The 17,486-nt window shown below is 60.5% G+C and carries 16 protein-coding genes and 1 tRNA gene; 11 read left to right on the top strand and 6 right to left on the bottom strand.

Going from position 1 to position 17,486, the window contains the following annotated elements:
• Nucleotides 1-4 precede the first annotated feature (4 nt).
• From ACP16H_RS00085 to ACP16H_RS00075, 3 genes are all read left to right on the top strand, one after another.
• On the top strand, nucleotides 5-898 hold the full coding sequence (locus tag ACP16H_RS00085; protein WP_425070200.1) for a PfkB family carbohydrate kinase: 894 nt from the start codon (nucleotides 5-7) through the stop codon (nucleotides 896-898).
• On the top strand, nucleotides 895-1,800 hold the full coding sequence (locus tag ACP16H_RS00080) for a pseudouridine-5'-phosphate glycosidase (RefSeq protein ID WP_425070199.1): 906 nt from the start codon (nucleotides 895-897) through the stop codon (nucleotides 1,798-1,800). The genes ACP16H_RS00085 and ACP16H_RS00080 overlap by 4 nt, the downstream gene beginning before the upstream one ends.
• 83 nt (nucleotides 1,801-1,883) lie before the next feature.
• Complete coding sequence (locus ACP16H_RS00075) at nucleotides 1,884-2,663, top strand: DUF502 domain-containing protein (protein ID WP_425070768.1); 780 nt, start codon at nucleotides 1,884-1,886, stop codon at nucleotides 2,661-2,663.
• 217 nt (nucleotides 2,664-2,880) lie between these two features.
• On the opposite strand, the gene ACP16H_RS00070 is transcribed toward ACP16H_RS00075, so the two are convergent.
• Nucleotides 2,881-3,915, bottom strand: a complete 1,035-nt coding sequence (locus tag ACP16H_RS00070; protein ID WP_425070198.1) for a patatin-like phospholipase family protein — start codon at nucleotides 3,913-3,915, stop codon at nucleotides 2,881-2,883.
• An 80-nt stretch (nucleotides 3,916-3,995) separates the two neighbouring features.
• Nucleotides 3,996-4,769 carry a 3-hydroxybutyrate dehydrogenase gene (locus ACP16H_RS00065; protein WP_425070197.1) on the bottom strand — a complete coding sequence of 258 codons (774 nt, stop codon included), beginning with the start codon at nucleotides 4,767-4,769 and terminating at the stop codon, nucleotides 3,996-3,998.
• Nucleotides 4,770-5,122: 353 nt separating this feature from the next.
• Here ACP16H_RS00065 and ACP16H_RS00060 point away from each other — a divergent pair, with 353 nt between their 5' ends.
• The 5 genes from ACP16H_RS00060 to ACP16H_RS00040 all read left to right on the top strand — a co-directional run bounded on the left by ACP16H_RS00060 (nucleotide 5,123) and on the right by ACP16H_RS00040 (nucleotide 11,523).
• Nucleotides 5,123-6,940: an extracellular solute-binding protein gene (locus ACP16H_RS00060; RefSeq protein WP_425070196.1), complete on the top strand. Its 1,818-nt coding sequence runs from the start codon at nucleotides 5,123-5,125 to the stop codon at nucleotides 6,938-6,940.
• 82 nt (nucleotides 6,941-7,022) lie between these two features.
• On the top strand, nucleotides 7,023-7,148 hold the full coding sequence (locus ACP16H_RS00055) for an entericidin EcnA/B family protein (protein ID WP_425070195.1): 126 nt from the start codon (nucleotides 7,023-7,025) through the stop codon (nucleotides 7,146-7,148).
• 116 nt (nucleotides 7,149-7,264) lie between these two features.
• Nucleotides 7,265-7,978, top strand: a complete 714-nt coding sequence (locus ACP16H_RS00050) for a response regulator (protein ID WP_425070767.1) — start codon at nucleotides 7,265-7,267, stop codon at nucleotides 7,976-7,978.
• 155 nt (nucleotides 7,979-8,133) lie between these two features.
• Nucleotides 8,134-9,309, top strand: coding sequence for an FIST N-terminal domain-containing protein (locus ACP16H_RS00045; RefSeq protein WP_425070194.1), 1,176 nt, complete (start codon nucleotides 8,134-8,136; stop codon nucleotides 9,307-9,309).
• Nucleotides 9,310-9,312: 3 nt separating this feature from the next.
• Nucleotides 9,313-11,523, top strand: coding sequence for a PAS-domain containing protein (locus tag ACP16H_RS00040; RefSeq protein WP_425070193.1), 2,211 nt, complete (start codon nucleotides 9,313-9,315; stop codon nucleotides 11,521-11,523).
• A gap of 157 nt (nucleotides 11,524-11,680) precedes the next feature.
• Here ACP16H_RS00040 and ACP16H_RS00035 read toward each other — a convergent pair whose 3' ends face one another.
• From ACP16H_RS00035 to ACP16H_RS00025, 3 genes are all read right to left on the bottom strand, one after another.
• Nucleotides 11,681-12,340, bottom strand: a complete 660-nt coding sequence (locus ACP16H_RS00035; protein ID WP_425070192.1) for a hypothetical protein — start codon at nucleotides 12,338-12,340, stop codon at nucleotides 11,681-11,683.
• A 136-nt stretch (nucleotides 12,341-12,476) separates the two neighbouring features.
• Nucleotides 12,477-12,758 (bottom strand): hypothetical protein, encoded by a 282-nt coding sequence (locus ACP16H_RS00030; protein ID WP_425070191.1) that lies wholly within the window; start codon nucleotides 12,756-12,758, stop codon nucleotides 12,477-12,479.
• Nucleotides 12,759-12,931: 173 nt separating this feature from the next.
• Nucleotides 12,932-14,221, bottom strand: a complete 1,290-nt coding sequence (locus ACP16H_RS00025) for an ATP-binding protein (protein ID WP_425070190.1) — start codon at nucleotides 14,219-14,221, stop codon at nucleotides 12,932-12,934.
• Between the two features lie 37 nt (nucleotides 14,222-14,258).
• Between ACP16H_RS00025 and ACP16H_RS00020 the strand changes: the two genes are divergently transcribed.
• The 3 genes from ACP16H_RS00020 (at nucleotide 14,259) to ACP16H_RS00010 (ending at nucleotide 17,149) form a co-directional block, all read left to right on the top strand.
• On the top strand, nucleotides 14,259-15,185 hold the full coding sequence (locus tag ACP16H_RS00020) for an MBL fold metallo-hydrolase (protein WP_425070189.1): 927 nt from the start codon (nucleotides 14,259-14,261) through the stop codon (nucleotides 15,183-15,185).
• 82 nt (nucleotides 15,186-15,267) lie between these two features.
• Nucleotides 15,268-15,342: transfer RNA gene (locus tag ACP16H_RS00015), tRNA-Asn, on the top strand.
• 328 nt (nucleotides 15,343-15,670) lie between these two features.
• Nucleotides 15,671-17,149 carry a hypothetical protein gene (locus ACP16H_RS00010; RefSeq protein WP_425070188.1) on the top strand — a complete coding sequence of 493 codons (1,479 nt, stop codon included), beginning with the start codon at nucleotides 15,671-15,673 and terminating at the stop codon, nucleotides 17,147-17,149.
• Here the strand turns inward: ACP16H_RS00010 and ACP16H_RS00005 are convergent.
• On the bottom strand, nucleotides 17,107-17,486 hold a 380-nt coding region (locus tag ACP16H_RS00005; protein ID WP_425070187.1), incomplete at its 5' end, for a transposase. The two genes, ACP16H_RS00010 and ACP16H_RS00005, sit on opposite strands and share 43 nt — an antisense overlap.

The raw sequence follows: 17,486 nt of genomic DNA, 5'->3' as shown, positions 1-17,486 counted from the left end.
AAGCATGAGCAAAGCACCCGACATCCTCTGTATCGGATCGGTCCTGTGGGACGTTATCGGTCGAGCCACCCTGCATATGCAGGTGGGGTCCGACGTGCCCGGACGCATCACGCGCCTGCCCGGTGGTGTCGCGCTGAACATTGCCATGACGCTGGCACGCTTTGGCTTGCGTCCGGCCCTGCTTTCCGCCGTTGGACGCGATTTGCAGGGCGACGAACTGGTGAAAGAATGCCAGGCACTTGGGTTGGACACCTCGCATCTGTATCTGTCCGAAGACCTGCCGACCGACCGTTATATGGCTATCGAAGGCGCAAACGGGCTGGTGGCCGCCATAGCCGACGCCCATTCACTTGAGGCGGCCGGATCCAAGATCCTGCGCCCCCTGACCCAAGGTCCACTGGGCGATACGCAGACACCCTACCCCGGCCTGATCGCCCTTGACGGCAACCTGACAGAAAGCCTGCTGGCCGAGATCGCAGAAAGCCCGGCCTTTGCCCGCGCCGACCTGCGCATCGCGCCTGCCAGCCCCGGCAAGGCGCTGCGCCTGATGCCTTTCCTTCGCGCCGGTCGCGGAACCCTGTACGTGAACCTCGAAGAGGCCGGACTGCTGTGCCAATGCCAGTTCGACACCGCGGGACAGGGCGCGCAGGCGTTGCTTGGCCGTGGTGCCGCCCGCGCCGTGGTGACGAATGGCGGAGACAGTTGCGCCGATGCCACCGCCGAAAGCCTGATCGAACAAGCCCCGCCCAAGGTTCTGGTGACACGTATCACCGGCGCGGGCGACACTTTCATGGCGGCACATATCGCTGCCGAACGCGCCGGACAGGACCGCGAGGCCGCGTTGAGCCGCGCCCTCAAGGCCGCCGCCGCCTATGTTTCTGGAGACCTGCCCGCATGATCGCACTTTCCCCCGAGGTTCAGGCCGCAAAAGACGCAGGTCAGCCCATAGTCGCGCTGGAATCGACGATCATCACGCACGGGATGCCGTATCCGCAAAACCTCGAAACCGCCCGCCGAGTCGAGGCAGAGGTCCGCGCCCATGGTGCCGTTCCCGCAACGATCGCAATTCTGAACGGCCAGATCCATGTGGGCCTGACCGACGCGGAGCTGGAAACGCTGGCGCAGGCCAAAAACGTGGCCAAGCTGTCGCGTGCCGATCTTGCCGTTTGCGTAGCGACCGGCGGCACCGGGGCGACCACCGTGGCCGCAACCATGATCTGCGCCGCCCGTGCCGGGATCGCGGTCTTTGCCACCGGCGGGATCGGAGGCGTCCACAAGGGCGCCGAGGACACCTTTGACATCTCCGCTGACCTCCAGGAACTGGCTCAGACGCCGGTGACGGTTGTCGCAGCGGGGGCGAAGGCCATTCTGGATCTGCCAAAGACCTGGGAAGTGCTGGAAACCCTCGGGGTGCCGGTCATTGCCGTCGGTCAGGACCACCTGCCCGCTTTCTGGTCACGCCAGTCACCGCTCAAGGCTCCGCTGCGGCTCGACACCGCAGCCGAAATCGCAAAAGCGCACCACATGCGTGTCGCGCTGGACATTCCGGGCGGGCAACTTGTCGCCAACCCGATCCCCGCCGAGGCCGAGATCGCAGCCGAAGTCCTCGCGCCCATCATCGCGCAGGCGACGCAGGATGCCGAGATACACGGTATCACCGGCAAGGGGGTGACGCCGTACCTGCTTCAGCGGATCTTCGAACTGACCGAGGGCCGGTCACTCGAGGCGAATATCGCGCTGGTGCTGAACAACGCGCGTCTCGCCGCCGCGATTGCCCGTGAACTGGGCACACTTGCCTGATTATTCATCCTGCCGCTCGTCCGGGCATTGTCCTGCCTTCTGCCAATGCCTAGTTTCACGTCAGGCCTCCACACGGATTGACGATCACCATGCCCTTTGAGCAAGAGCCGAAGAAACGCGGCCATCTCCTGACAAACCTGCGGAATTCTTTCCTGACCGGGATCGTGGTGATTGCGCCCATCGGGTTGACGGTCTGGCTTATCTGGACGTTGGTGGGATGGGTTGACAGTTTCGTCTGGCCCTTCGTCCCCGATGCCTATCAACCCAACGCCCTGCTGAACCGCTGGATGGTCGACGACAACGGCAGTGCGCATTGGCCGTGGCTTTACAGCCTGCTGGCCAACGCTGAAACGGGCCGGATCGAGATCAACGTCCGCGGCCTCGGCGTGGTCATATTTCTGATGTTCACGATCATCGTCGGCTGGATCGCCAAGGGCATTATCGGCCGCTCGCTGATCAACTTCGGCGAAAGCCTTGTGGAGCGGACCCCGGTGGTGCGTTCGATCTACTCGGGGATCAAGCAGCTGGCGGAAACCGTCTTTGCTCAGTCCGAACGCAGTTTCGAAAAGGCTTGCCTGGTCGAATACCCTCGCAAGGGGATTTGGGCGCTGGGTTTCATTTCGACCGAGGCCAAAGGTGAGATCCTGCGCCGAACTCCGACCGCCGGAAAACTCATTTCCGTCTTCATCCCGACCACGCCGAACCCAACCTCGGGATTCCTGCTGTTCTTCCCCGAAGAAGACGTGATCGAACTGGACATGTCACTGGAAGATTCCGCCAAACTGGTGATCTCGGCAGGGCTCGTCTATCCAAACGGCCAAGACGCCAAGAAGGCGGTCGAGGATTGGGCCAAGGCGTCCTGACAGACCGGAGCCGGGACCAAAGTCTCCCCTAGACCTTTGGACAACTTGGGCAGGGCATACCGCGTCCCTAAATGCAGTTGACGCCGCGACGCAGAACGCGCTGCGGCGGATCCTCCTCGGATCTCTCGCGGGATTCTCCTCCCTCCCGAAACCCGCGATCACCGCCGCGCCACCCCCTCCCGGCGCGGCGGTCACCGAGGCCTGTCGAACGTTTTGCTCAGTCGAACATCGCCCGCAGATCAAGCGTCTGCCTCGACCCAATGGCGTCGAAATGTTCTGCCAGAAAAGCACCTGCGGCCCGCCTGCCCGCTTCTTTCAACTGCACAAGCAACGAGGGCACGGCCACGACCTTTGTCGCGACGGAAAGCGCGTTCATCAAGGTGTCATCGCCAATCATATGCACGCGCACGTCTTTCATGCTGCCCTCGCGCAGAACGCCAGAATGCAGCAGGCGCTGCACGAATTCGATGGCACGCAGTTCGCGCAACAGCGATGCGTTGAAACTGATTTCGTTGATGCGATTCTGGATCTCCGGCGGCGTCACAGGGACCTTTTCACGCAGAAACGGGTTGATGTTCACCACCACCACATCGTCGGGCAGGCTGTCCTTGAAGAAGGGAAACAGAGGTGGGTTGCCGGTATAGCCACCGTCCCAGAAGGCTTCCATCACACCTGTGACCGGATCCTCCATCTCAACCGCTTGATACAGTGTCGGCAAGCAGGCCGATGCCATGATCGCGTCGCACGTGATCTGGTCGCCCTCAAACACACGAACCTTGCCCGTCCGGACCAGCGTCGCGCCGACAAAGAACTCCGGCCCATGCTCGGCACAGACCTTGTCGAAATCCAGTCCCTGAATGATCTTCTGCAAAGGGTTCTTGTACAAAGGTCCCCACGCATAGGGTGACACCATTCTGCTCACAGAATCCGCCCACATGTAGGACCAGGAATATTCGATACCCTTGGACACAGCGCCGGGATCGGGAAACCACTTTTGGAACCAGTCGGGGAAAGCGGTTGTGTCCAACGCACCAACCTCTGCCCAGACCTTTGCCAGCAAGTCGCGCGCACCTTGCCGTCCACCATGCACGATTCCGGCCTTCAGCGCCGCGCCGTTCAATGCCCCTGCGGATGTCCCCGAGATTGCGGCTATCTCGATACTCTCTTCCTCCAGGATCCGATCCAGAACGCCCCAGGTAAAGGCGCCATGCGCCCCACCGCCTTGCAATGCGATGTTGATACGTTTCACCATGCCACAGCCTTCTCAGGAAGCGCGGAGCTCCCTGTTTATTTTTGATTGGGGATGTGGGGGCAAAGCCCCCACAGAAACGCTCAGAGCGCGGTCCAGCCGCCATCCACGCTGATGGTGGTGCCGGTGATTTGCGCAGCTGCGTCGGAACACAGGAAGACCGCCGTGCCGCCGATCTGCTCGACTGTCGCGAACTGCTTGGACGGCTGGCGCTCGAGAATGACCTTTTCCTTGGCCTCTTCCTCGGTCATGCCGTATTTCTTGGCTGTATCAGGGATTTGCGCCTCGACCAGAGGGGTCAGAACGTAGCCCGGACAGATGGCGTTGCAGGTGATGTCCTCCTTGGCTGTCTCCAGCGCCGTGACCTTCGTCATACCCACGATGCCGTGCTTGGCCGCCACATAGGCGACCTTGTACGGCGAGGCCGTCAGGCCATGCGCCGATGCCACGTTGACCACACGGCCCCACCCCGCCTTGCGCATCACGGGCAGCGCCGCTGCGGTGGTGTGGAACGCCGAGGACAGGTTGATCGCGATGATTTGGTTCCATTTTTCGGTCGGAAATTCCTCGATCGGGGCGACGAACTGGATACCGGCATTGTTCACGAGAATATCACAGGACCCTGCCTTCTCGATCAAGGCGCGGCACTGGTCGGGATCAGACATATCCGCCTGAATATAGCGTGCTTCTACGCCAAATTCGTCGGCGATACCCTTGGCAATGGCGTGGTCATCCTCGGTGTCCGAGAAAGAGTTCACCACGATATTGCATCCGGCTCCCGCCAGCGCGTGGGCGATTCCCAGTCCGATCCCCGAGGTGGACCCGGTGACGACGGCGGTTTTACCTTTGAGCGACATGCTACTCTCCTATGCTGCTTTGCGGCATAGATTAGCCCCCGCCTGCGATAAGGGAAGCCGGATCGCGCATTCGTGCGGGATATGTCTCGCGCAACCGTGAGAGTCCTACTCGGCAAGGCGACCAGTCAGTCGGTCAGGCTGGACGGAGCCGAACGGAATATGCCAAAAAAAACCCCGGCCGAAGCCGGGGTTCAGTCATTGAGGCAGGTTTCATACAGGCAAGAAACCTATCGAGCAGTGACACCTGTATAAGCAATTCACCGCGTGAGTCCAAGCTAAAAGTTTGAAAAGGCGTAAAAGCACCGCTAGGGTCGGGCCCAAGAAAACAAGGGCAGACGGGGATTGTTGCCGAAATGAGCGTCAAATTTTTCCAAAAATCGAGCATCCTCGGCGTTGGTCTCGCCGCCCTTCTGGCAGGGGGATTCGCCCAGGCGGAGCCACAGCACGGCATAGCTATGTATGGCGACCCTGCCCTGCCCCCAGATTTTGAGTCCCTGCCCTATGCGAATGCCAACGCCCCGCACGGCGGCAAAATCGTTCTGGGTGAAATCGGCAGTTTCGATAGCCTCAACCCGCACATCCTGAAGGGGACCGCTCCCTGGCAACTTCGCTTTCTCGCCTACGAAAGCCTGATGGGGAGAAGTTATGACGAACCCTTCACGCTTTACGGTGTCTTGGCCGAATCCATCGACGTCGGACCGAATCGCGAGTGGGCGGAATTCACGATTCGCCCGCAGGCCAAGTTTTCGGACGGCAGCCCAGTGACTGTCGAGGACGTCATGTGGTCGTACGAAACCCTCGGCACCAAGGGCCATGGTCGTTACCGTGGTCTCTGGGGTCAGATCGAAAAGATGGAGCAAACCGGCGAACGCTCGGTGCGTTTCACGTTCAACGAGGACAACCAGGAACTGGCCTTGCTCGTCGGCATGCGTCCGATCCTGAAAAAGGCGCAATGGGACGGTGTCGATTTTAAAAACTCCGGCCTCGATATCGTTCCGATCACCTCGGCCCCCTACATGATTTCCGACTTCGAGCCGGGCCGTTACATGGAATTGACCCGCAATCCCGACTACTGGGGCAAGGACGTGCCCTTCATGCGTGGTCAGGCCAATCTTGATACGATCCGTATGGAGTTCTTCGCCGACGACACGGCCCATTTTGAGGCTTTCAAAGGCGGGCTGGTCAACTCCCTGCGCGAAACCAATGTCGAGAAGTGGCGCACTCAGTATGACTTCCCGGCGGTCACCGAGGGCGAGATCGTCAAATCCGAGATTCCGCACGCGCGTCCCTACGGCATCTACGGCTTTGTCATGAACACGCGGCGTCCGGAATTTCAGGACTGGCGCGTGCGGGACGCCATGATGCATGCGTTCAATTTCGAATACATCAACGACGTGCAGAACGGCGGCAGCCAACCGCGCATCACGTCGTACTACGGTAACTCGGTTCTGGGCATGGATCACGGCCCTGCCCTTGGCCGTGTGAAGGAACTTCTGGACCCATTCAAAGACGATCTTCTACCGGGTGCTCTCGAAGGCTATGACCTGCCAGTCGGGGATGGGTCTGCCCGTAACCGCGCCAATCTAGCCAAGGCCATGGACCTGATGGCCGAGGCGGGCTGGACCGTGCAGGACGGCGTGATGAAGAATGCCGAGGGGCAGCCGTTCGACTTCGACATCCTGATCCGACAGGGCCAGAACGACAACGCCGCCATTGCGGACATCTTTGTCACTTCTCTGGAACGCCTTGGCATCACCGCAAAAGTCGAAATGGTGGACTCGGCCCAGTTCGAGGATCGCACCAACAATTTCGACTTTGACATGGCCTATTACGAGCGCAGCCTGTCGCTGTCCCCCGGCAACGAGCAGACGCTTTACTGGGGCTCCGAGCAAGCCGACGTGCCGGGCAGCCGCAACTGGATGGGCATGAAATCCCCCGCCGCCGACGCCATGATCCAGACGCTTCTGAACGCTGACAGCCAAGAGGAGTTCGTTGCGGCGACAAAGGCATTGGACCGAGTCCTCACCACGGGGCGTTACGTGATCCCGATCATGTACCGTTATGACCTGAGCCGGATCGCGCACGTCAAGGAACTGACTTACCCGGAGCGCACTCCGATGTACGGCGACTGGCTCGGCTTCCAGCCCGACGTGTGGTATTGGAAGGACTGAAACCAATGGGCGGGGCCGCGTGCCCCGCCATTCCCCCGGACCCGGCACAAGACCGGGCCACCTGGCTGAATGAGGCAGAGCAATGAAGAAACTTACCCTACTCGGGCTTGGCCTGATCCTGTCCCTGGGATTGACCGCCTGTGGAACCGTCGATGGCATCGGGCAGGACATCTCCAGCGGGGCGCGCACGGTGCAGAGCTGGTTCTGATCCGCGTCGGAATTAACCAAGCCGCCCGATTGCGCGATGTCTAAGACTTTTCGGTTACAGACCCGCGCCGCGCCTGCTCGTATTGTGGGCGGACAGTTGGAACAGGCATGGTTACGATGAACACCCCGGCACAGGCTGACACCCAGACACCCATCAAGGCGCTCGTCGTCGACGATCATCCGCTGTTCTGTGACGCGTTGACGTTGACCCTGCAATCCATTGCCGATTTCCAGGAGATCCGGACCGCCGGGACGCTGGAACAGGCATTGGAGGTGATCCAACAGGACTCGTCCATCGGGCTGATCGTGCTGGATCTGAACCTGCCGGACGTGAACGGCCTCGACGGGCTCGTCCGTTTGCGCAATGCCACGCCGCGCGCCGCGATCCTCGTGGCATCCAGCATGGCCGACAACACCATGATTGCCCATGCGTTGAAGGCCGGGGCGAATGGATTTGTCCCGAAACACTCGCAGCGTTCTGTCTTCCGCCGCGCATTCGAGGCGGTTACCGCCGGCCGCCCCTTTGTCCCTGATGGTTACATTGACCCGACCGGCGGTCAGGGCAGCGACAACGATGGCGCGCTGGCGCGTCTGGCCAGCCTGACGAACCAGCAGGCCCGCATCCTGCACCTGATCTGCGAGGGCAAGCTGAACAAGCAGATCGCCTATGATCTGTCCATCGCCGAGACAACGGTAAAGGCGCATGTCACCGCGATCATGCGCAAGCTGGGGGTCCATTCCCGGACGCAGGCGGTTCTGGTCGCGCAGGAAGCGCGCTTTTCCAACGCCGAGGAAAGCGGCTTTCGCAAGGATTTGCCTTCCGGCGCGTGATGTGTGCCGCCTGACCAGTTACGCCTTTTGAGCAAGCATCCGGGGTAAATGGATCGGTCCCGCGCACCACGCGATCAAGACATGGATGCGGGCGCCCGATTTAAAGTATAAGCCCAACGTGAGAACGCGATACGCGGCAACAAGGGACGAGTCGATTGGACGGAACGCAGGAACGTTCCGCTCGGGAGGAGGCGACCGGACCCAAGGCACTGCGCACGGCACAGGTGCCCTGCACGGCCGAGGAACCGGTCAGGACATTGTCCGACGCACTCGGGGGTGACCTCGGGCTCGTCTGCCTATTTGCATCCCCCGATGCGGATTTCGAGACGCTGACCCGCGAGGCTACTGCGGCCTTCGGGGATGCCGATGTGCTGGCCTGCACCACCGCAGGAGAACTTGGCGAGGCAGGCTACGAGGACGGCCAGATTGTCGCCGTGGGCTTTCCCCGCGCGTACTTCGAAGTCCACGCACTCGCCATCGAGGAACTGGACCAGATTGACGAACAGGCGCTGATCGACCACCTGATCCATTGTCGGTTGGACCTGACCCGCCGTGCCCCCGATATGGCAAGCGAATTCGCCTTTACCATGGTGGACGGCCTTTCGCTGCGTGAAGAGCACCTGACCGCCGTTCTGGCCTCCGGCCTCGGTCCGATCCCGCTGTTTGGCGGATCTTCGGGCGATGGAACAACTTTTGGTGAAACACTGCTGTCCTTCAACGGCAAGGTCATGCAGAACGCCGCATTGGTGGCCATAGTGCGGTCACGTTGCGCAGTAAGGGTTTTCTCGCTGGACCATCTCGTGCCCACCGACGTCCGCATGGTCGTAACCTCCGCCAGTCCGGAAACACGCGTCGTCCACCAGATCAACGCCGAACCTGCAGCGCTTGAATATGCGCGCCTGCTGGGCAAGGACCCTCTGCAACTCGACCCCTTCACGTTCGCCGCCTACCCGGTCGTCGTCCGTCTGGGCGATACCCACCACGTTCGCGCGATCCAGCGGGTGGCGGATAATGGCGAAGACCTCGTTTTCTTCTCGGCCATCAACGAAGGCATGGTGCTGACACTTGCCAGCCATCAGGATATGGTGGCCCATCTGGAGGCAGGCCTGAACGCGCTTTGCGATGCGGAACGGCCCGATCATATCCTTGGATTCGACTGTCTTCTGCGCCGGATCGAAGCCGGTCAGGTGCAACAAACCCGCGACATCTCCACTCTTTTACAACGTCATAACGTTGTCGGATTCTCGACCTACGGAGAGCAAATCGGCGGATTGCACGTCAACCAGACCCTGACCGGTGTGGCCATCTATCCGCCTTCGATGGACAGTTAAGCCATGTCACTGGTGAACCCGAACGATAGCCTTGAACGGCAGAACCAGAAGCTCCTGCAAATCGCTCAGGCGTTGATGAACCGCGTCGAATATGGCGCTGAACAGTCCGGCGCAGCCTATGCACAGTTCGAACGCGCCGCGCTTCTGGAGAAACGGGTGCGCGAGCGAACCCTGGAGTTGGAACGCACGCTCAACCTGTTGCATGAATCCAACGCCCAGTTGTCAGAGGCCAATGCTCAGGCCGAAGCCGCCCGCCGCAACCTCGCGGACGCGATCGAAGCTGTCTCCGAAGGCTTTGCGCTCTTTGACGCCGATGACATCCTAGTCATGTGCAATTCACGGTTTTGCCAGGACTTCCGGGAGATGAAAGAGGATCTGACTCCGGGTCTGCATTTCAACAGCTACGTCGAACGGGTCAGTCATTCACCGTGGCTGATGTTGCCCCCCGACGAAACACCCGAAAGCTGGGCCGCGCGGCGTGTCCGTCGCCACAAGGACCGGCACGTGATGTTCAACGTGCAGATGCGGCTGGGACGCTGGCTGCAGGTCTCGGAACACCGCACGTCGAATGGCGGGACTGTGGTTTTGCAAACGGATGTTACTGACCTGATACGCATCGAACGTGCGGAGCGTGACCGCCTGCGCGACAAACAGGCCGTGATGGTGCGCGCGACGCTGGACCATCTGAACCAGGGCGTCGGCATCTTCGACGATCAGGCGCAGCTTGTGGGTTGGAACGGCAAGCTTGGCACCCTCCTCGCTCTGGATGCACGGCGGTTGCAGATCGGCTCGTCATTCTCGGGGCTTATCGAACGTCTCGCGCAGGATGTCCGCTTTACCCAAGGGATCGACCGCGAAGGTTTCCTGCGCTGGGCCAACACCCGGGATTACCGCGCGCCAATCTCTTTCGAAGTGCAACGTGGCGAGCGTGCGATCCTTCAGGTCTTTGGTCGTGGCATGCCCGATGGCGGGTTTGTCGTTTCGGTCACAGACGTCACAGCCGAACGGGAGGCCGCCCGGCGTCTTTTCGAGATGAACGAAGCCCTGGAGCAGCGCGTGATGGAAAGAACGCTGGAGCTCGAGGACGCTCTGTCCGCGGCTGAACGTGCCAATGCCTCGAAATCGCGCTTCGTGGCGGCTGCGTCGCATGACCTTTTGCAGCCAATCTCGGCGGCGAAGCTCTACGTGTCCTCTTTGGCCGACCGTTGCCAGAGCACCGCCGACCATCTGGTGTTGGAGAAGGCTGAGTCGGCTTTGACCTCGGCTGCGCAGATCATCGACGCATTGCTCGACATCTCGAAGCTCGACGGCGACGGCATCCATTTCGACATCCGCAAAGTCGAGATGAACGAGATCCTCCGGCCCCTGCGCGCCGAAATGAGCGTGTTGGCCGAACGAAAAGGGTTGGAGTTGAGCATCGTCGATTCCCACCTGATCGTGGAATCCGACGCAACCTATCTGCGTAGAGTCGTGCAAAACCTGCTGGCAAACGCAATCCGATACACCGATCACGGCAAGGTCCTGGTTGGCGTGCGGCGCAATGGCGTTTCCGCCCGTATCGAGGTCTGGGACACCGGTCCCGGAATCGCCGAAGAGGATCAGAACGCCATCTTCGAAGAGTTCCGCCGGCTCGACACCACTGCTTCGCGCAACGAGGGGCTGGGGCTTGGCCTTGCCATCGTTGAACGCGCCTGCGCGCGGCTCGGGCATCCTCTGGGCCTGTGGTCCGAGGTCGGACGCGGGTCGTGTTTCATGGTGAACGTTCCGATTGCCGGCCTGTCTACCGGGCCACGGGATACCCGTCGAAGCAATCCACGCCCGGTGCATCTTTCGCACGCGGGTCTCATCGCGCTTTTGGTCGAGAACGACCCGACGCTTAGGCGCGCGCTGTCCATCATGCTGGAAAGCTGGGGCGTTAACGTGATCGAGGCCGAAGACGCACCTTCGGCGCTCGACCTGCTCGACGATTTGCAACTCAGCCCCGACGCCCTGCTGCTGGATTACCAACTGGGCAATGGGCCTACGGGACTAGGCCTGTTCCAGCAGATCAACGCCGGATTGGAAACGCCCCTGCCCTGCGCGGTGATTTCCGCCGACAAGTCGCCTCAGCTGCGGCAGGACTGCAAGGCAATGGGGATCGAATTGTTGGCGAAGCCGCTGGATCGCCACAAACTCGCGCAATTCTTGGAGGTCGTGGCGCGGGCCATGCCCTGAGGTGGCGCTGGCGCTTTTGCGGCAAATGCGAAAATCGGTTGTCGCTGAGAGTCCATGAGTGCAACAGCTGCAATCAGCAGCATGTCACTCCGCCTTGGATGACTTCGAACGTGCGCTTCTTCTGGCGCCGAAGCCAGAGCAGGAATGCTCCCCCGCATTATGCCAAGAATATCCCGACGAGGGCCGGCACCCCTACAAGGCCCACAGCAGCCATACCCAGAAAACCCAGTTTCGAAGAACGGTTCGTCTGATCCACGGCCGGTTCGGAAACTTCTTCCAGGCGCTGGTCGGATTTGCATGCTGAGGGCATTGGCACTTTCCGTTCGTCATCCAGCTTGATGGCCTTGTGCGGGGTCAACTTATCCATCGTTTTCAGAAAAGAATATATCAGGCCCAAGGCCGCCAGCAGACCAGCCGAAGCGACGGTGGCCGAGTTTGCCTTCGCGTCCACGCCGTTCCCGATCAACTGGTAAATTATTCCCGGTAGCTTGCTGGAGGAAAAAACCAGAAAGACCATGTCCAGCGTTAACAACCCTGCACCGAGGTCTACCTCCAGCAGTCCAACCTTGGTCGCTCCTCGCGCCGCCCGTAACTCATTGATCTTCCATCTCAGGTACATCGCCCGGACGACAAGAAAAATCAGAAGGACGCCCGCACCCGAGATGACGATAATGAGGGCCCGGTAAGTGTCACTCTGTCCCAGCGTGATCAGACTGGACGACCCCCACCACAAGACGCTCACGATAACGTATGCGCAGATCAAACGGACCCACAGGCGAAGATTAGAGTTGCGCCACAAAGTGCTGCTTTTGAACAACTCCTGGTCTCCAAAATGGTGAGCATTCAGGGCGATATACTCGTAAATGGGTAAAGCGCAAGCGCGATAGAAAGGTAACTGCGACGGTCAAAAGGCCGCCGCAGTCATCGTAATTCCGTTTTGCTCCGGCGGTCGACTACATCATTCCCTTGCAACGCGCGCGGGACGGCGCCTTGCCGATATGATGCGGATTGACCACGAGGATCCAGCGAGGCGGATAACCCGGGGCCTGTGTCCGGCGGTAGGTGCACCCCTCGGCGGTGGTCATGTAGTCGTTGCCCTGTGGAGCCACATAGCCCTGCGTCGTGATATACGGCGACGCCTGCGCCAACATCAGGCCCTTCGGTGTATCGGCATCGGTGGTGGTCAGCGATGCAAGGCCAAGCATGGCAGCGGCCGCAGCAGTGATAATGCCCATTCGGCACCTCCTCTGGAAACTCCTGAAAGCCACGCGAACACACGCGACCTTATGGCAAAGGTGACCCTTGTCGCGGGCCCAACCGTGTAACCTTCACGACGAAACCATGGCGCTTAATTCTGATTTTAATGTTAAGTTGTCCCCGGAAGATATTGTACCCAAGGGATGATCGTTCACAGGGCGATGACAACGTCCGCCCGCAAACCTCCCAATTCGTCGCTGTGCCCCAGCCGAAGAACACCTCCGTGCGCCCGCGCGATATCGGCTGCGATCGCCAGTCCCAATCCGACACCGGACCCCCGATCCTGATTGCGCGCGGGATCAAGTCGCACGAACGGTTTCAGTGCAGATTCCCGATCCTCGGGCGGAATTCCGGGCCCGTCGTCTTCAACCCGAATACGCAAAGACTTGTCGGTCAAAGTCGCCGACACCTTGCAACGATTTCCATAGCGAACGGCATTGCCGATGAGGTTCTCAACCGCTCTGCGAAGTGCTCTGGGGCGAACCTGCACCTCTCCTGAGCCAGACAGCGTTCCCAAGGTCACGTTCTGCCCCGACCTTTTGCCATCCTCGACGATCCCCGTGATCAGCGCCATGACATCGGTCGGCTCGGCAGATGCAGTCTCGGCGTCCCCTCTGGCGAAATCCAGAAAGGCGTCGATCAGTCGCTGCATTTCTTCCACGTCGCGCTCCAATGGTTCGCGGTCGTCATCGTCCAGCAGCGACAATCCCAGGCGCAAACGCGTGATTGGTGTCCGCAAGTCATGGCTCACTCCGGACAGCATCATCGTCCGCTGCTCGATATGGCGTTCGATGCGGTTGCGCATGTCGAGAAAGGCATGTCCGGCTGCCCGCACCTCGATTGCACCGGACGGCGAATATGCCATGGTGCGTCCACGCCCAAAGGCCTCAGCCGCAGCCGCAAGCCGCGTGATCGGACGCAATTGATTGCGCAGATACAGAAAAGCGATCAACGTCATGAGAACGCCAAAGAACAGCATGTTGACGAACAACTGGTGTGCATTCGTCGGAGAGACGCGCGCTCTGTCGACACGAACCCGATAGATCAAGTCATCACGCTGCACATACAGAAGCACGTCCCGGTCATCCGGCATGGCAACCCGTAACAGTCCAGGGACACGTTCGTACATCACACGCGCAACGACGATGCCCGTCAAATCGTACCATTGACGTTGGTCGGCGTCTGGCAGGGTTCCCCGGCTGACAGGTTGCGGCAGAAGCCCCAGTCTCTGCATCGGTTGAGACGCCGGCATTTCATCCAGAACGAGGTTTACGGACCGTGCTACCTCGCGGCTCAACTGTGACGTGACCCCCTCGAAATGTCGTTGGACAAAGACGATCGACACCACCAGTTGCAGCGTTACCACTGGCAGAACCAGGATCAATGCCGCACGGCCATACAGGCTGCGCGGCATATAGCGTTTGAGCCACAGGAAATTCATCACTACCCTTGGTGCGGACCGTCTCGGAGATTTCACCATGCAAGACCCGCAACCGGACTTCCAGCCGCAAACCGGCCTGCCTGAGGAACTGGAGCCCGGCCTGCGCCGTATCGTGGCGCCCAATCCTTCCCCCATGACACTTCGTGGAACCAACAGCTACGTGATCGGCGAAGGCGGCGGCCTTGCTGTCATTGACCCTGGTCCTCAGGACGAAACCCATCTTCAGGTACTGCTCGACGCTGTTCGCGCCGACGAACACATCAGCCACATCCTTGTCACTCATGCCCACCTTGACCATTCGCCGCTGGCACGAACATTGTCCAAGCGGACCGGCGCACCCGTTTATGGTTTCGGCGCCGCAGACGCCGGACGCAGCGCGCTCATGCGGCAGTTCGCGTCATCAGGCCACCTCGGCGGCGGCGAAGGTGTTGACAAGGACTTCGTCCCGGACGTCCTCCTGGCCGACCGCGACGTGATCCACGGTGACAGTTGGACCATCACAGCTTTGCACACCCCCGGTCACATGGCCAATCATCTGGCCTTCGCGTTAGGGCACACCCTGTTCTCCGGTGATCTGGTGATGGGCTGGGCCACGTCCCTCGTATCGCCACCCGACGGGGACCTGACGGCGTTCATGACCTCTCTGCGTGGCCTGCAGGCCCAAGACTGGCGGCGATTTCATCCCGGCCACGGCGCGCCGGTCGAAGAACCCGCACGACGGGTCGCAGACTTGATTGCACACCGCTTGGGCCGTGAGGCCTCGATCCTTCACGCACTGGCGCAAGGCGACGCCTCTGCGTCAGATCTGGCCACCAAAATCTATACCGAAACCCCGCCTGCCCTTCTCCCGGCGGCAACTCGTAACGTATTGGCTCACTTACTCGATTTAACTGAACGAGCGAAAGTTACGCCTGTCGGCATGCTGTCCTCTACCGCGCGATTTTCCTTGGCGTCACGGGTTTGAGAGCAGTCATCAGAAAAAGTTCCGAAAAGTGCGATTTTAATCTGGACGGCATCAGTACCCATGCCTATACACCGCGCACCGTTCCGGCGTAGCTCAGCGGTAGAGCAGTTGACTGTTAATCAATTGGTCGTAGGTTCGATCCCTACCGCCGGAGCCATAATCAACCTAACCCGTTGATACTGAAAGAAAACTGAGAGTAGCTCCGTTCACTTTCCCCCTCAGGTGCGACCTTGGCACACAGGCGGCACACACGAGGGCCACAAACGGCTCACATTCTGCGTCTCGCGCGGTTTCACGACGGCTCAACCGTCGAGGCCAGCATGACGACTTGTCGATACCTCCACCGCAAGGGCGACCGCTTTCACTTCCGCCGGCGGCTCCCCGGATTTTCTTCGTCCATGCCAGCAATTTCTCTGCCTCTGGGGACGACAGACGAAAATCTTGCGCATAACTGGGTAAGACACCTGACCCAGGAGTCCGACCGGATGTTCGACAGCTTCGTTTTCATGGCACCGCCACTGCCCGAAGAGCTCGTAGCGCGGTACTTCCGCCATTGCCTCGAAGACAGTCTGTTCACCCTGCGCCGTCAGGTGCGGATGGCCCGCATGAGCGGTCGCTTCGGAGCTGACGATGAAACCCGCCTATCCCTGATGCCGATAATCCTGCAGAGCCTGCTTGAGGATGGCGTCCGCGAAAGCCTGCCCCTGCAGCGGGTCGCCCCTGATTGGTCGCCGGAAAACCTTGCCATCGCGATGCACCTGTATTCGGTGGAAGCCCGGCGCATCCAGTCCCCGGAGGAAACGCGCCGGATTCAGCAGATCTTTCCGGACATCAAGGCGCCGGACCTCACCAGCGCCAAACATACCGGCCAGCTGCGCGAGGCCTATATCGCTGCCCGGCTTGCGGCATTGCAGGAAGGCACCGCGCCGACCTGCTTTGCTTCCCTTCGCAAGGGGGTGCCGCACCGCGATCCGGTTTCCACTGAGCGCGACATCGTCCCCGAAGGTCAAATCCGCGCCGAGACGCTACCGCCGCCAAAGAGCGACGATCTTTCAAGACCGATCATGCCCTGCCATCCCGAACCTGGACCAAAGCGCCCGCCGACTCCCGCGCAAGCGGCCGTTATTCCGAAAAAATCTTTAGCACCGATCGCCTGCCCGACCGCAAAATCCGTGTGCAAGACCATGGCGACGCTGGCCGACCATTTCGCGGCCTGTCAGGAGGAGGCTCTGGCCGCCGGCTCAGAAGACTGGTCTACGGACATCGCCCACGTATTCTGGCGGACAGCACGGGCAGAGACCATGACGCCGGAGGTCGCGAAGCAGCGTGAATCCGACATCAGGCGCTTTATGCTGATCTTGGGGATCACCAGCGTCACACAGATTACGCAAGCAAAATTAAGCCATTGGAATGATATCCTGAAGCAGTTTCCGAAGAAGTTCCTGCGATCGGACAAGGATCTTCATCTGGAACTCGAAGCGATCCTCCTTGGCGCAAAGCACCTCGCCGCCCCGGACAAGGGTCTTGCCTCAGGCACGCTGCGCCGACATGTGAAGTCCATCGAACTGCTGATCAAGCGCGCTGTCGCCGAGGGAGTGATCGAACTGAAGGAACTGGACCTCAAGTCCACCAAGCCAAAGAAAACCTCCGCGAGAAACCGGCATAAGAAACGCGCAAGCTTCACGGCCCCAGAGATCAACCGCCTGCTGTCACACCCCCTCTGGACCGGCGCGTCATCCAAAGCCCGTCGCCATAGTCCCGGACCTGTCGTCACCCGCGACGGCGCGTGGTGGATCCCTCTGATCCTGATGTACACCGGCGCTCGCCGCGCAGAAATTGCCGGGATGCTGGCATCGGATATTCAGGAGACTCTGTTGCACAAAACCGTCTCTGAGCGGAGTTCCCCTTTCCCCGGACGGATTTATCCCACGACTTCTGTGACAGGGATGCCAAGGGCGGTGTAGCCGTTCAGAACGGCGATACGGACCTGAAGCTCAGCGACCTGTCGGTCGAAGTCCCGCGCCATGAGGCGCTGCCCCAGCAGTTTAACGCAGTGCATCTTGGTCTCGACGCGGCTTCGGCGGTGGTATCCGCTCCAGTTTCGCCAGATAGCGCGGCCGAGGTATTTCGAAGTTCGCAGGGCCTCGTTTCTGGCCACCGCACCCGCGGTGACGGCCTTCCACGACTTAGCGTTTTTGCGGGGTGGGATGACGGCATGGGCACCGCGGTCAGCGATGGCGTCGTGGCATTTGCGGGTATCATACGCACCGTCTGCGGTGACGCTGCCGATCGCCTCGTTCG

Source organism: Sagittula sp. S175, from assembly GCF_049800975.1.
Lineage (GTDB): Bacteria > Pseudomonadota > Alphaproteobacteria > Rhodobacterales > Rhodobacteraceae > Sagittula.
Note: the sequence above shows the minus strand (reverse complement) of the source record. Positions and strands in the feature narration are given on the sequence as shown.